Source organism: Pseudomonas edaphica, assembly GCF_005863185.1.
GTDB lineage: Bacteria > Pseudomonadota > Gammaproteobacteria > Pseudomonadales > Pseudomonadaceae > Aquipseudomonas > Aquipseudomonas edaphica.
Genome location: NZ_VBVZ01000001.1, coordinates 1 through 14,294 on the forward strand (window position 1 = coordinate 1; position 14,294 = coordinate 14,294).

Genomic DNA, 14,294 nt, shown 5'->3' on the forward strand with positions numbered 1-14,294 from the left:
GGACAGAACGACGGTGGCGTCCAAGTGGGCGAAGGTGGTCGCAGGCGACGGGTCAGTCAAGTCATCCGCAGGTACGTATACCGCTTGGATCGAGGTGATCGAACCTTCTTTGGTCGAAGTGATACGTTCTTGCAGAACGCCCATCTCTTCAGCCAGGGTCGGCTGGTAACCTACTGCGGAAGGCATACGGCCCAGCAGTGCGGATACTTCAGTACCGGCCAAGGTGTAACGGTAGATGTTGTCGACGAACAGCAGAACGTCGTTACCTTCGTCACGGAACTTCTCGGCCATGGTCAGGCCGGTCAGTGCTACGCGCAGACGGTTACCCGGCGGCTCGTTCATCTGACCGTAAACCAGTGCCACTTTGTCCAGAACGTTGGAGTCCTTCATCTCGTGGTAGAAGTCGTTACCCTCACGAGTACGCTCACCCACACCGGCGAACACGGAATAACCGCTGTGCTCGATGGCGATGTTACGGATCAGTTCCATCATGTTTACGGTTTTGCCTACACCGGCACCACCGAACAGACCGACTTTACCGCCTTTGGCGAACGGGCAAACCAGGTCGATAACCTTGATACCGGTTTCGAGCAGATCGTTGCCGCCAGCTTGTTCGGCGAACGAAGGTGCTGGACGGTGAATGCCCCAGCGCTCTTCGGTGTCGATCGGGCCAGCTTCGTCAATCGGGTTGCCCAGTACGTCCATGATCCGGCCCAGGGTCGCTTTACCGACCGGTACGGAGATGGCAGCGCCAGTGTCGACAACGTCCAGACCGCGCTTCAAGCCTTCGGTGGAACCCATCGCAATGGTACGAACCACGCCGTCGCCCAGCTGCTGCTGAACTTCCAGAGTGGTTTCCGCGCCTTGTACTTTCAGCGCGTTGTAGATGCTCGGTACGCTGTCGCGTGGGAATTCCACGTCGATAACGGCGCCGATGATTTGAACGATACGTCCGCTACTCATAGCTGGATCCTCTGAATATTTGAACCGTTAAACCGCGGCAGCGCCGCCGACGATTTCCGAGATCTCTTGGGTGATCGCAGCCTGACGCGCCTTGTTGTAGATCAGCTGCAAATCGCTGATCAGATCACCGGCGTTATCGGTAGCGTTTTTCATCGCGATCATCCGCGCCGCTTGTTCAGCTGCGTTGTTCTCGACCACCGCCTGGTACACCTGCGACTCCACGTAGCGCACCATCAAGCCGTCAAGCAGCTCTTTGGCGTCTGGTTCGTAGAGGTAGTCCCAGTGGTGCTTGAGTTCCTGATCCGGAGTCGCCACCAGTGGAATCAATTGCTCCACGGTTGGCTGCTGGGTCATGGTGTTGATGAACTTGTTGGATACCACGGACAGGCGGTCAATCCGGCCTTCCAGGTACGCATCCAGCATCACCTTCACACTGCCGATCAAATCATTGATCGACGGCTCTTCACCCAGGTGGCTGATAGCTGCAACGACGTTACCGCCGAAGTTGCGGAAAAAGGCCGCACCCTTGCTACCAACTACACACAGATCGATCTCGACGCCCTTTTCGCGGTTTACCGCCATGTCCTTGACCAGGGCCTTGAACAGGTTGGTATTCAGACCACCGCACAAACCACGGTCACTGCTCACTACTACATAACCCACACGCTTAACTTCGCGGTCGATCATGAACGGGTGGCGGTATTCCGGGTTGGCGTTAGCCAAATGCCCAATTACCTGGCGGATACGCTCCGCATAAGGACGGCTAGCAGCCATGCGCATTTGTGCCTTGCGCATTTTGCTGACCGCCACTTTTTCCATGGCGCTGGTAATCTTTTGCGTGCTTTTGATGCTCGCAATCTTACTGCGAATCTCTTTTGCGCCTGCCATGTAACACCTATCAGGTTAGCAAGCGGGAGCCTTGCGGCTCCCGCTGCGGCTTACCAGGTTTGGGTGGCCTTGAACTTCTCGATACCGGCTTTCATGCCAGCGTCGATTTCGTCATTGAAGTCACCCTTCACGTTGATCTTGGCCAACAAGTCGGCGTGATCGCGGTTGAAGTAAGCAATCAGCGCTTGTTCAAAGCTGCCGACCTTGGTGATTTCGACGTCAGTCAGGAACCCACGCTCAGCGGCATACAGCGACAACGCCATGTCAGCGATCGACATTGGGGCGTATTGCTTCTGCTTCATCAGCTCGGTAACGCGCTGACCATGCTCAAGTTGCTTACGGGTCGCTTCGTCCAGGTCAGAAGCGAACTGGGCGAATGCCGCCAGTTCACGGTACTGAGCCAGAGCGGTACGGATACCACCGGAGAGCTTCTTGATGATCTTGGTCTGAGCGGCACCACCCACACGGGATACCGAAACACCGGCGTTCACAGCAGGACGGATCCCGGAGTTGAACATGGCCGATTCCAGGAAGATCTGACCGTCGGTGATGGAAATCACGTTGGTCGGAACGAACGCGGAAACGTCGCCAGCCTGGGTTTCGATGATCGGCAGTGCGGTCAGGGAACCGGTTTTGCCGGTCACTGCGCCGTTGGTGAACTTCTCTACGTATTCTTCCGAAACGCGGGATGCGCGCTCCAGCAGACGGGAGTGGAGATAGAACACGTCGCCTGGGTAAGCTTCACGGCCTGGTGGACGGCGCAGCAGCAGGGAAATCTGGCGGTAAGCCACTGCTTGCTTGGACAGATCGTCATAAACGATCAGCGCGTCTTCACCGCGGTCGCGGAAGAATTCACCCATGGTGCAACCGGAGTACGGTGCCAGGAATTGCAGCGCAGGAGATTCCGAAGCACTGGCAGCCACGATGATCGTGTTGGCCAGGGCGCCGTTTTCTTCCAGCTTGCGAACCACGTTGGCGATGGTCGATTGCTTCTGACCAATGGCTACGTAGACGCAGAAAATGCCGCTGTCTTTCTGGTTGATGATCGCGTCGATCGCCAGAGCGGTTTTACCGATCTGACGGTCACCGATGATCAGCTCACGCTGGCCACGGCCGACTGGGATCATGGCATCGACAGCCTTGTAGCCAGTCTGTACAGGCTGGTCTACCGACTTACGCCAGATCACGCCTGGAGCAACTTTCTCGACCGCGTCGGTCTCGGTGTTGCCCAGTGGACCTTTACCGTCAACAGGGTTACCCAGTGCGTCGACTACGCGACCCAGCAGTTCCTTACCAACCGGAACTTCCAGGATGCGGCCTGTGCACTTGGCGCTCATGCCTTCAGCCAGACTGGTGTACGCGCCCAATACAACGGCACCTACGGAGTCTTGCTCCAGGTTGAGGGCCATACCGTAGACGCCGCCCGGAAACTCGATCATCTCGCCGTACATGACGTCGGCCAGACCGTGAATCCGCACGATGCCGTCAGATACGCTGACGACAGTGCCTTCGTTACGGGCTTGGGAGGTCACATCGAGCTTGTCGATGCGGCCCTTGATAATTTCACTTATTTCGGAAGGATTGAGTTGCTGCATTGCTCTGCTGCCCCTTCAAACTCAAGATTTCAATGCTTCGGCAAGTTTCGCGATTTTGCCGCGAATCGAGCCATCGATAACCAGGTCGCCGGCACGGATAACAACACCACCAATCAGGGATGCGTCCTCCGAAGCTTGCAGGCGCACTTCCCGATTGAGTCGTGCACTGAGAACCTTGGCGAGTTTGTCTTGCTGTTCTTGGTTCAATGCAAAAGCACTGGTCACTTCAACGTCTACCGATTTCTCTTCTTCGGCCTTGTACAGGTCGAACAGAGCGGCGATCTCCGGCAAAAGCGGGAGACGGTCGTTTTCGGCAACGACGTGGATGAAGTTCTGTACCTTCACATCAAACTTGTCGCCGCACACTTCAATAAAAGTGGCGGCCTTGTCTGCGCTCGTCAGTCGCGGGGCCTTGAGCACGCGCTGCATGGTGTCGTCTTGCGACACTGCTGCAGCCAGGCCGAGCATGGCTGACCAAGAGGCCAGCTGCTGGTGGGCCTGGGCGTGCTCGAAGGCTGCCTTAGCGTAAGGTCGGGCCAACGTGGTCAATTCTGCCATGATCGCCCTCGCTTAGATTTCAGCAGCCAGTTTGTTAACCAGCTCCGCGTGCGCGTTTTGATCGATTGTGGCACCCAGGATCTTCTCAGCACCGCCGACGGCCAGAGCACCCAGTTGGGCACGCAGCGCATCTTTGACACTGTTCAATTCCTGCTCGATCTCGGCCTGAGCCTGAACCTTCACACGGTCAGCGTCGATACGGGCTTTTTCAACAGCCTCTTCAACAATCTGATTACCGCGTTTCTTGGCTTGCTCAATGATTTCAGCTGCCTGTGCCTTAGCATCGCGCAGTTGATGGCCCGCTTTCTCTTGGGCCAACTCCAGGTCGCGAGCTGCACGGGTGGCAGCGTCCAGTCCATCCGCGATCTTCTTCTGACGTTCGTGCAAAGCTGCGATGACCGGAGGCCATACGAACTTCATGCAGAAAACGACAAAAATCAAGAACGCTAAGGACTGACCAATAATGGTTGCATTAATGTTCACGCCAATACCTCGCTCGTTCGTTGCACAACACACCAATCACTCGAAAAAACGAGTGATTAACCGGCGAGTTGACCAACGAAGGGGTTCGCGAAGGTGAAGAACAGAGCGATACCAACACCGATCATGGTCACGGCGTCGAGCAGACCGGCAACGATGAACATTTTAACCTGCAGCATTGGGACCATTTCTGGCTGACGCGCTGCGCCTTCCAGGAACTTGCCGCCCAGCAGGCCGAAACCAATGGCAGTACCCAGGGCGCCCAGGCCGATCAACAGTGCAACAGCGATAGCGGTTAGACCAACTACAGTTTCCATCTTTCCTCCCGACTTTTACGTCGTATGGTTTAGGTTTTTTAGATTTTAAAGCGGTAAAACAAATCGTTTCATAGCCCTGGTGGGCCACCTTCCCGTTTCACCGGGAAGGACATCAGACTAGTCGAGACCGGTCTTAATGGTTCTCTTCGTGCGCCATCGACAGGTAGACGATGGTCAGCATCATGAAGATGAAGGCCTGCAGGGTGATGATCAGGATGTGGAACACAGCCCACGCCCACTGCAGAACAATGCCCAGGCCGCTAAGCCAGAGCAGACCACTGCCGAACATCACAGCGATCAGAATGAACACCAGCTCGCCGGCATACATGTTGCCGAACAGTCGCAGAGCCAGGGAGATAGGCTTGGCGATCAGGGTGACGAATTCCAGCAGGAAGTTCACCGGGATCAGCAGGGCTTGAACGAAAATGTTCTTGCTGCCGAACGGGTGCAGGGTCAGTTCGCCGATGAAGCCGCCGATGCCCTTGATCTTGATGCTGTAGAAAATGATCAACGCGAATACCGACAAGGCCATGCCCAGGGTAGCGTTAGGGTCAGTGGTCGATACGGCACGGAATGGAATGTGCGGATCGCCGCTGATCGCCATGGCGAGCTGAGGAATCCAGTCAACCGGGATCAGGTCGACGGCGTTCATCAGGAACACCCAGACGAAGATGGTCAGTGCCAGCGGTGCAATCACCGGGCTACGGCCATGGAAGCTGTCTTTCACGCTGCCATCGACGAATTCGACCAATACTTCAACGAAGTTCTGCAAAGCACCTGGCTGACCGGAAGTCGCCTTTTTTGCCGCCATGCGGAAAATCAGGACGAAGATCAGACCCAATGCGACCGACCAGCCCAGAGTATCCAGGTGGAAAGCCCAGAAACCCATTTCTTTGGCTTCTGCTGCGGTGTGGGCGAAGCCCCAGCCGCCGTTGGGAAGCTGACCGAAGGTCAGGTTCTGCAAGTGGTGCTGGATATAGCCCGAAGCGGTTGTTTCTGCCATGGTTGCCTCAAACGCCCTAAGGTTTCGAAAGTCTTGTTTTCATTAGCAGGGGAGCGAACCAGCTGACCAGTTGGGTCAACACGAAGACGCCGAATACAGCCAGCGGCGCCAATGGCTTCACACCTGCAAAGGTCAGTGCAAACAGCACTGCCGTCAAAATCAGTTTCCCCGCCTCGCCGGCATAAAATGACCGGACGATAGCCTGGGCTGCTCGGGCGCCGGAAAACCGAAAGGCCCTGTGAGCAAAATACATATTGGGCAGCAAGGCTATCAGGCCTCCGCAGAGTCCTGAATATCCGGCTACGACTCCATGCCAGTACCAAAGCGCCAACGCGGCGATCAGTAGAATGACAAATTGAGCCAATAAAACCGGGAAAACGGCCAAGCGATGGAACGGCAACGTGTTTGGCGTGCGGGTTTCCATCACTTTTGCTCCTCAATGGTCGGCTGCCGAGAATCAATAACTTGGCATAATTTGTGCCGACAAAATGCGCGCAGAGTATAGGGGCGGTTCAGCCCCTATTCAACTGTCGGGTAGTGTTTTCCGATCGCGCGCTACATAAGCAAATGTTTCAGCGGATGTGGGCAAGGACGCCCTGAAGCTCGTCAAGCGAGTTATATCCGATAACCAATTGCCCTTTGCCCTTCTTGCCGTGGCGAATTTGTACCGCAGAGCCCAGCCGCTCGGCCAGGCGCTGCTCGAGGCGTGCGATATCCGGATCAGGTTTGGCGGTTTCGACCGGTGCAGGTTTGCCGCTCAGCCACTGGCGAACCAGCGCCTCAGTCTGACGCACCGTGAGCCCTCGTGCGACAACGTGTCGCGCCCCTTCAACCTGTTGATTTTCCGGCAAACCGAGCAAAGCACGGGCATGACCCATTTCCAGGTCGCCGTGGGACAACATGGTCTTGATGACTTCCGGCAACGCGATCAGACGCAGCAAGTTGGACACCGTGACGCGGGATTTACCCACCGCGTCGGCCACTTGTTGCTGGGTCAGCTGGAATTCCTGCTGCAAACGCTGCAACGCGATCGCTTCTTCAACCGGGTTGAGGTCTTCACGCTGGATGTTTTCGATCAACGCCATGGCGATGGCGGTTTCATCCGGTACATCGCGCACCATCGCCGGGATGGTTTCCTTGCCGGCCTGCTGGCTTGCGCGCCAGCGGCGTTCGCCGGCGATGATTTCAAACCGACCGCCGCCGATCGGGCGCACCACAATCGGCTGCATCACGCCCTGGGCCTTGATCGAGTTGGCCAGTTCTTCCAGCGCCTGGGGGTCCATATCGCGGCGTGGCTGGTATTTGCCGCGCTGGATCAAGTCCAGCGGCAAATGTTGCAGCTCGCGCTCGTCGGCCTGTACCGCTTGTTCTTCAAGCGAAGTGACAGTCGGACCACTCAACAGTGCATCCAGTCCACGTCCGAGACCTCGTTTCTTGACGGCCATGGGGATTCCTTAAGTTGGCTGGGCTGCAGCGGTGCGTGAGTTGCGGCGTTGACGGCGAACCATCTCGCCGGCCAGTGCCAGGTAGGCAATGGCGCCACGCGATGATTTGTCGTACGCCAGCGCGGGCATGCCGTAGCTTGGCGCTTCGGCCAGGCGGATGTTGCGTGGGATCACGGTGTCGTACAACTGATCACCAAAGTGTTCCTTGAGCTGTGCCGACACATCGTTCATCAGGCTCAGGCGCGGATCGAACATCGTACGCAGAAGACCCTCGATCTGCAGGTTCGGGTTCAGCAGCTCAGCGATTCGCTTGATGTTATCCACAAGGTCGCTCAAGCCTTCCAGTGCGTAATACTCGCACTGCATGGGGATAATCACCCCATCGGCGGCAACCAATGCGTTGAGCGTGAGCATCGACAGCGACGGTGGGCAGTCGATCAAAATGTAATCGTAATTCTCGCGGATCGGCGCCAAGGCGCTGCGCAGACGGCTTTCTTTCATCTGCATTTCGAGCAGCACCACTTCCGCCGCAGTCAAATCGCGGTTGGCCGGCAGCAGTTGATAACCACCGTGCTCGGAGTAGTGCATGGCCTGGGCCAAGTCACACTCGCCGATCAGCAAGTCGTAGACCGAATTTTCCAGGCCGTGTTTATCCACACCGCTACCCATGGTGGCGTTGCCCTGTGGATCGAGATCGATCAACAGCACCCGACGCTTGGTGGCGACCAGGGATGCTGCGAGGTTGATGCAGGTGGTGGTTTTGCCCACGCCACCTTTCTGGTTCGCTATCGCGAATACCTTAGCCATTCTTGCTTGTGTTCCCAATCATGCCGTGCGGCGCAGTATCAGCAGATGGCGTTGGCCTTGGCAACCGGGTACGGCCAAGGCGTGTTCGCTATCGAGGTGGAAGTCTGTCGGCAATGCTAACAGCTCGTCGCTTGGATGAACGCCCTTCATTGCCAGCCAGCGGGTGTCGCGGTCGCCCAGGTGGCGAGTCCAATTGCTGAAGTTCTCCATGCTGCTGAATGCCCGGGAAACAATTCCATTGAAAGGCAGTTCAGGTGTGAACTCTTCGACCCGACTGTGGATAACTTGCAGGTTTTCCAGCTTGAGCTCGAGTTTTACCTGGGTCAGGAAGCGGGTTTTCTTGCCGTTGCTGTCCAGGCACGTCACTTGCGACTCGGGAAACAGGATCGCCAGCGGAATGCCTGGCATCCCACCGCCACTGCCCACGTCAAGCCAACGGCCGTTTTCGATAAACGGCATCACGCTCAAACTGTCGAGCAAATGACGCGAAACCATTTCGTCAGGGTTACGCACCGCAGTCAGGTTGTAAGCCTTGTTCCATTTGATCAACAGGGCCAGGTAGCCGAGCAGTAATTCGTGCTGGGCTGCGGTCAGGTCCACGCCTAACTGGCGCGCACCTGTGGATAATTCTTCGGCGTGTTGCGAGGTGACCAACGAACTCAAGCGCTTTGCTCCAACTGACGGCCCGCGCCGCGTTTTTTCAAATGAATCATCAACAGCGAAATCGCTGCCGGAGTGACGCCGGGAATACGTGAAGCCTGACCAAGAGTCTCCGGCCGAGTTATCCCCAGCTTGCTTTGGATTTCTTTCGACAACCCCGAAATCCCGGTGTAATCGATATCCACAGGCAGCTTGGTGTCTTCACTGGCGCGCAGGCGAGCGATCTCATCCTGCTGGCGGTCAATGTAACCGGCGTATTTGGTCTTGATCTCGACCTGCTCGGCAACCTGTGGGTCTTCTGCGCCCTGGCCTGTCACTTCGACCAAGCCAGCGTAGTCGATTTCCGGACGGGACAGCAGGTTCAGCAGGTTGTATTCGTGGGTCAGCGGCGTACCGAATTTTTCCGCAATCGCATCGCCCTGCTCCGTGCCTGGGCGAACCCAGGTACTTTTCAGACGTTGCTCTTCGAGCGTGATGCTTTCGCGTTTTTTGCAGAAGGCTGCCCAACGCGCGTCATCGACCAGGCCCAGCTCGCGACCTTTTTCGGTCAGGCGCAGGTCGGCGTTGTCTTCGCGCAGGATCAAACGGTATTCCGCCCGGGACGTGAACATCCGATACGGTTCCTGGGTGCCCAGGGTAATCAGGTCATCGACCAATACGCCGATGTACGCTTCATCGCGACGCGGGCACCAGCTGTCTTTGCCCTGCGCGCGCAGTGCTGCGTTGGTCCCGGCCAGCAAACCTTGGGCGCCGGCTTCTTCGTAACCGGTGGTGCCATTGATTTGGCCAGCGAAAAACAGACCGGCAATGACTTTGGTTTCGAGGCTGTACTTCAGATCACGCGGGTCGAAGTAGTCGTACTCGATGGCGTAGCCCGGACGCACGATGTGGGCGTTTTCCATGCCGCGAATCGACTGCACGATCTGAATTTGCACGTCGAACGGCAAGGACGTGGAAATCCCGTTCGGGTACAGCTCATGGGTGGTCAAGCCTTCGGGCTCGATGAAGACCTGGTGGCTTTCCTTGTCGGCAAAGCGATGGATCTTGTCTTCGATCGAAGGGCAATAACGCGGGCCAATGCCTTCAATCACCCCGGAATACATCGGCGAACGGTCGAGGTTCGCGGCAATGATCTCGTGGGTGCGGGCGTTGGTGTGGGTAATCCAGCAGCTCACCTGTTTCGGGTGCTGCTCTTTGGAACCCATGAACGACATGACCGGGATTGGTGTATCACCGGCTTGTTCGGTCATCACCGAGAAATCCACAGAACGCCCGTCGATACGCGGCGGGGTACCTGTTTTCAAGCGACCGACTCGCAGTGGTAACTCGCGCAGGCGTTTTGCCAGGGCAATCGATGGCGGATCACCGGCGCGACCGCCGGAATAGTTCTGCATACCGATGTGGATAAGTCCGCCCAGGAATGTGCCGGTGGTCAACACCACGGATTCTGCGAAGAAACGCAGGCCCATCTGGGTGACAACGCCCTTCACCACGTCCTGTTCGACGATCAGGTCATCGGCAGCCTGTTGAAATATCCACAGGTTCGGCTGGTTTTCCAGGGTTTCACGTACCGCAGCCTTGTACAGGATGCGGTCGGCCTGTGCCCGAGTAGCGCGTACGGCCGGGCCTTTGCGGCTGTTGAGCACGCGAAATTGAATACCACCTTTGTCGGTAGCCATGGCCATGACACCGCCAAGGGCATCAATTTCTTTAACCAGATGGCTTTTGCCGATCCCACCGATGGCGGGGTTGCAACTCATGGCACCGAGGGTTTCCACGTTGTGCGTCAACAACAGGGTTTTAACGCCCATGCGTGCTGACGCCAGTGCTGCCTCGGTACCGGCATGACCGCCGCCGATGACGATCACTTCAAAACGGGAAGGGAAATCCACCACGCACCTCGTGCCTGCTTATGTAGGTAATCAGGAATTGTTTGTTGAAAGAGTTTTAGAGCTATGGCGGCAAGTATAGGGACTTAGCCCTTCCTAAAGAACCCTTTGCACAAAATTTAACCAGCTGTGGATGAATCACAGACAATATAAATTAAAAAAGAAGAAATTTATAAGATCTTTGTTTTTATGTTTATTTTTACTGAGCCTACTTTCTGTGGATAGATCTCTACAAGCCTCTATTTACGTCGTGTACAGAGATTCAAAAGTCTGTGGTCATGTGCCAATGAGGCCCTTGGATAAGTGCTTTAAGCCTGTGGATTAAAGGGGTAGTTATCCACAGATGGGGTTTTGCTCAAGTTTCAAGCCCTGTTATCAACTGGGCACAGGTGCGGTTATTCACAGGGCTTAATCCACAGAAAATGGCTTGCATGGCCAAATCTCGCCCACGCAAAAGCCACCTGCCTTTTAGGTAATGAGTCAAAAATGGGAATTGAATGCCCTGAGGCGGGCGAAACAGGCAGGCGCGAATGGCCTGCCTGTGGACAACGAAGGGTTACTTACCGATGCAGAAGCTGGAAAAGATCCTTCCGAGCAGATCATCGGAGCTGAAAGCGCCGGTAATCTCACCCAACAGCTGCTGCGCCTGGCGTAAATCCTCAGCCAGCAGCTCGCCAGCCCCCGCCAAGGTCAACTGAGCCCGACCGTGCTCCAACGCCGCGCTGGCATGGCGCAGCGCTTCCAGGTGCCTGCGGCGTGCGCTGAAGCTGCTTTCGGAGGTCTGCTCATAGCCCATGCAGGCTTTGAGGTGGTCGCGCAGCAATTCCAAACCATCGCCCGCTGACTTTGCGCTCAGGCTGATGGTCACGTGGCCATCGTCGCTGGTCTCCATGGCAATGGCTTCACCAGTCAAATCGGCCTTGTTGCGGATCAAGGTGACTTTGGCCGGGTCTGGCCGTTGCTCGAGAAATTCCGGCCACAGGGCAAATGGATCCGCAGCCTCTGGCGCAGTGGCATCCACCACCAGCAATACGCGGTCCGCTTCACTGATCGCCTTGAGCGCCCGTTCCACGCCGATCTTTTCTACCTGGTCTTCGGTATCGCGCAAGCCGGCGGTGTCGACCACGTGCAGCGGCATACCATCGATGTGGATATGTTCGCGCAAGATGTCCCGGGTGGTGCCGGCAATCTCGGTGACGATCGCGGCTTCTCGGCCAGCCAGCGCATTGAGCAGGCTGGACTTGCCGGCATTGGGTCGCCCGGCAATCACTACCGTCATACCGTCACGCAGCAAAGCACCCTGCCCGGCCTCGCGCAGTACGGTGGATAACTCGTCGCGAACTTTATCCAGCATCGCCAGGACGTGGCCATCAGCGAGGAAGTCGATTTCTTCCTCTGGGAAGTCAATCGCAGCCTCGACGTAGATGCGCAGACTGATCAACTGTTCGGTCAAGTTATGCACACGCAGGGAAAAAGCGCCCTGCAGTGAGCGCAACGCATTGCGCGCCGCCTGTGCAGAACTGGCCTCGATCAAATCGGCAATCGCCTCGGCCTGGGCCAGGTCCAGTTTGTCATTAAGGAATGCCCGCTCGCTGAATTCGCCTGGGCGCGCCAGACGGCAGCCCAATTGCAGGCAACGCTGCAGCAACATATCCAGCACTACCGGGCCACCATGGCCCTGCAGTTCCAGCACGTCTTCGCCGGTGAACGAGTTAGGGCCGGGGAAATACAGAGCCAGCCCCTCATCCAATACCGTTTCATCAGCATCCAGGAACGGCCCGTAATGGGCATATCGGGGTTTCAACTCACGGCCGCTGATGGCCTGGGCCGCCACGCTGGCCAGCGGCCCGGAAATTCTAACGATACCAACACCGCCGCGACCTTGAGCGGTAGCGACAGCAGCGATGGTTTCACGAGGAGCGCTCATCAGCAGGTTCCAGAACAAAAGTGACAGAAAGCAAAACGCCCCACTAGGGGGCGTCTTGAGTGGTTATCCACAGAGTAAATTACGCCGCAGCTTTTTTGGTAGCCGCTTCGATTTTACGTGTGATGTACCACTGTTGAGAGATCGACAACACGTTGTTGACCACCCAGTACAGAACCAGACCGGCTGGGAACCACAGGAAGAAGAAGGTGAAGATGATTGGCATCATCTTCATGACCTTGGCCTGCATCGGGTCCGGCGGAGTCGGGTTCAGACGCTGCTGGATAAACATGGTCGCGCCCATGATGATCGGCAGAATAAAGAACGGGTCTTTAATCGACAGGTCAGTTATCCACAGTATGAACGGTGCCTGGCGCATTTCGACGCTTTCCAGGAGAACCCAGTACAGCGACAGGAATACCGGCATCTGCACCAGAATCGGCAAGCAACCACCCAGCGGGTTGATCTTCTCTTTCTTGTACAGCTCCATCATGGCCTGCGACATTTTCTGCCGGTCGTCACCATGTTGCTCTTTCAGAGCGGCCAGTTTCGGCGCAACGGCACGCATGCGCGCCATCGACTTATAGCTGGCTGCCGACAGAGGGAAGAAAATCCCTTTGATCAGCATGGTCAGGAAGATGATCGAGAAGCCCCAGTTACCCACAATGCTGTGGATATGTTGCAGCAGCCAGAAAATAGGCTGGGCAATGAACCACAGAATGCCGTAATCCACAGTCAGTTCCAGACCTGGGGACAACTCTTTGAGCACAGCCTGGCTTTTCGGGCCGGCGTACAGGGTAGTGCTGGTTTCAGCCTTGGCACCTGGAGCGACGGTCAACGCCGGGCCAGTAAAACCAATGATGTAGTTGCCTTGGCTGTCTTTGCGGGTTTGAACCAGGTTGGCTTCACCCTTGTTCGGGATCCATGCGGTCACGAAGTAGTGTTGCAACCAGGCAACCCAGCCACCTTGGACGGTTTCTTTCAGCGCGCCCTTGTCGATATCTTTCATCGACACTTTTTTGTACGGCTCGCTACTTGTCCACAGGGCGGCGCCCAGGTAAGTCGCAGTGCCGGTGGCGGTGCTGGAAGAAGGATCGGCGCTGTTGTCACGCTTGAGCTGGGCAAACAGGTTGCCCGTCCATGGCTTGGCGCTTTCGTTGTCGATCAGGTAAGTGACCTTCAAGTCGTACAAACCACGGGTGAAGCTGAAACGCTTGATGTAGTTGACGCCGTCGAGGCTGAATTTCAGGTCGACATTCAACTGGTTCTGGCCATCAGCCAGTTGATAAGTCTTCTGTTCGGTCGAATAAACCGGACGACCGGTAGCACGAGCATCAGGACCGTCAGTGCCGGTCAGGCCGCTTTGCGCCAGATAAGTACGTTCACCACCGTTATCGAACAGTTGGAACGGAACATCTGGATGGTCTTGGCGACGTGGATACAGCGGCAGTTTCAACTGCGCGATATCACCACCTTGTGGGTCGATAGCCAGGTCGAGCACATCCGTTTTCACGTGGATGAGGTCTTTATTGGTGACCACTGGCGTTTCTAGAGGGGCGCTTGTCTCGCCATTCGCGCTGGGAACATCGGCACTCGCGGACGCATTGTTACCCAGCGGGGTGTCCGGAATAGCCGGCGCAGCCTGATTGGTAGCAACATTCTGAGTCGGCAGGGCAGCCTGGCCGTAGTCCTGGTTCCACTTAAGAACCATGACGTAGGACACGATTGCCAGGGCGACGATCAGGATCGTGCGTTTAATATCCAT

General features: G+C 56.5%; 14 protein-coding genes. All 14 read right to left on the bottom strand.

Annotation, left to right across the window (positions count from 1 at the left end):
* Positions 1 to 963: F0F1 ATP synthase subunit beta (gene atpD / locus FEM54_RS00005; protein ID WP_138448936.1), on the bottom strand; the 963-nt coding region annotated here is incomplete at its 3' end.
* A gap of 27 nt (positions 964 to 990) precedes the next feature.
* Complete coding sequence (gene atpG, locus FEM54_RS00010; protein ID WP_010207685.1) at positions 991 to 1,851, bottom strand: F0F1 ATP synthase subunit gamma; 861 nt, start codon at positions 1,849 to 1,851, stop codon at positions 991 to 993.
* Positions 1,852 to 1,901: 50 nt separating this feature from the next.
* Positions 1,902 to 3,446, bottom strand: coding sequence for a F0F1 ATP synthase subunit alpha (gene atpA / locus FEM54_RS00015; RefSeq protein WP_017135120.1), 1,545 nt, complete (start codon positions 3,444 to 3,446; stop codon positions 1,902 to 1,904).
* A gap of 21 nt (positions 3,447 to 3,467) precedes the next feature.
* Positions 3,468 to 4,004: a F0F1 ATP synthase subunit delta gene (locus FEM54_RS00020; protein ID WP_017135121.1), complete on the bottom strand. Its 537-nt coding sequence runs from the start codon at positions 4,002 to 4,004 to the stop codon at positions 3,468 to 3,470.
* A gap of 12 nt (positions 4,005 to 4,016) precedes the next feature.
* Positions 4,017 to 4,487 (bottom strand): F0F1 ATP synthase subunit B, encoded by a 471-nt coding sequence (locus tag FEM54_RS00025; RefSeq protein WP_017135122.1) that lies wholly within the window; start codon positions 4,485 to 4,487, stop codon positions 4,017 to 4,019.
* 56 nt (positions 4,488 to 4,543) lie between these two features.
* Positions 4,544 to 4,801: a F0F1 ATP synthase subunit C gene (gene atpE, locus FEM54_RS00030; protein WP_002555987.1), complete on the bottom strand. Its 258-nt coding sequence runs from the start codon at positions 4,799 to 4,801 to the stop codon at positions 4,544 to 4,546.
* 133 nt (positions 4,802 to 4,934) lie between these two features.
* A complete protein-coding gene (gene atpB, locus FEM54_RS00035) occupies positions 4,935 to 5,804 on the bottom strand; it encodes a F0F1 ATP synthase subunit A (protein WP_017135123.1) in 870 nt (289 codons plus the stop codon).
* A gap of 16 nt (positions 5,805 to 5,820) precedes the next feature.
* Positions 5,821 to 6,228, bottom strand: coding sequence for a F0F1 ATP synthase subunit I (locus FEM54_RS00040; protein ID WP_010565865.1), 408 nt, complete (start codon positions 6,226 to 6,228; stop codon positions 5,821 to 5,823).
* Between the two features lie 148 nt (positions 6,229 to 6,376).
* On the bottom strand, positions 6,377 to 7,249 hold the full coding sequence (locus tag FEM54_RS00045; protein WP_017135124.1) for a ParB/RepB/Spo0J family partition protein: 873 nt from the start codon (positions 7,247 to 7,249) through the stop codon (positions 6,377 to 6,379).
* Between the two features lie 9 nt (positions 7,250 to 7,258).
* Complete coding sequence (locus FEM54_RS00050) at positions 7,259 to 8,056, bottom strand: ParA family protein (RefSeq protein WP_016978715.1); 798 nt, start codon at positions 8,054 to 8,056, stop codon at positions 7,259 to 7,261.
* Between the two features lie 18 nt (positions 8,057 to 8,074).
* Positions 8,075 to 8,719, bottom strand: a complete 645-nt coding sequence (gene rsmG / locus FEM54_RS00055; RefSeq protein WP_017135125.1) for a 16S rRNA (guanine(527)-N(7))-methyltransferase RsmG — start codon at positions 8,717 to 8,719, stop codon at positions 8,075 to 8,077.
* A complete protein-coding gene (gene mnmG, locus FEM54_RS00060; RefSeq protein ID WP_099550201.1) occupies positions 8,716 to 10,608 on the bottom strand; it encodes a tRNA uridine-5-carboxymethylaminomethyl(34) synthesis enzyme MnmG in 1,893 nt (630 codons plus the stop codon). The genes rsmG and mnmG overlap by 4 nt, the downstream gene beginning before the upstream one ends.
* Before the next feature lie 553 nt (positions 10,609 to 11,161).
* Entirely contained in the window at positions 11,162 to 12,532 is a 1,371-nt protein-coding gene (gene mnmE / locus FEM54_RS00065; RefSeq protein ID WP_099550200.1) for a tRNA uridine-5-carboxymethylaminomethyl(34) synthesis GTPase MnmE, read from the bottom strand.
* Positions 12,533 to 12,611: 79 nt separating this feature from the next.
* Complete coding sequence (gene yidC, locus FEM54_RS00070) at positions 12,612 to 14,294, bottom strand: membrane protein insertase YidC (protein WP_017135128.1); 1,683 nt, start codon at positions 14,292 to 14,294, stop codon at positions 12,612 to 12,614.

Bases quoted from the DNA above. Each gene is read 5' to 3' on its own strand.
- FEM54_RS00040 (WP_010565865.1), bottom strand. From the start codon at position 6,228: ATGGAAACCCGCACGCCAAACACGTTGCCGTTCCATCGCTTGGCCGTT.
- FEM54_RS00020 (WP_017135121.1), bottom strand. From the start codon at position 4,004: ATGGCAGAATTGACCACGTTGGCCCGACCTTACGCTAAGGCAGCCTTC.
- mnmE (WP_099550200.1), bottom strand. From the start codon at position 12,532: ATGAGCGCTCCTCGTGAAACCATCGCTGCTGTCGCTACCGCTCAAGGT.
- atpB (WP_017135123.1), bottom strand. From the start codon at position 5,804: ATGGCAGAAACAACCGCTTCGGGCTATATCCAGCACCACTTGCAGAAC.
- atpA (WP_017135120.1), bottom strand. From the start codon at position 3,446: ATGCAGCAACTCAATCCTTCCGAAATAAGTGAAATTATCAAGGGCCGC.
- atpE (WP_002555987.1), bottom strand. From the start codon at position 4,801: ATGGAAACTGTAGTTGGTCTAACCGCTATCGCTGTTGCACTGTTGATC.
- atpG (WP_010207685.1), bottom strand. From the start codon at position 1,851: ATGGCAGGCGCAAAAGAGATTCGCAGTAAGATTGCGAGCATCAAAAGC.
- FEM54_RS00050 (WP_016978715.1), bottom strand. From the start codon at position 8,056: ATGGCTAAGGTATTCGCGATAGCGAACCAGAAAGGTGGCGTGGGCAAA.
- FEM54_RS00045 (WP_017135124.1), bottom strand. From the start codon at position 7,249: ATGGCCGTCAAGAAACGAGGTCTCGGACGTGGACTGGATGCACTGTTG.
- yidC (WP_017135128.1), bottom strand. From the start codon at position 14,294: ATGGATATTAAACGCACGATCCTGATCGTCGCCCTGGCAATCGTGTCC.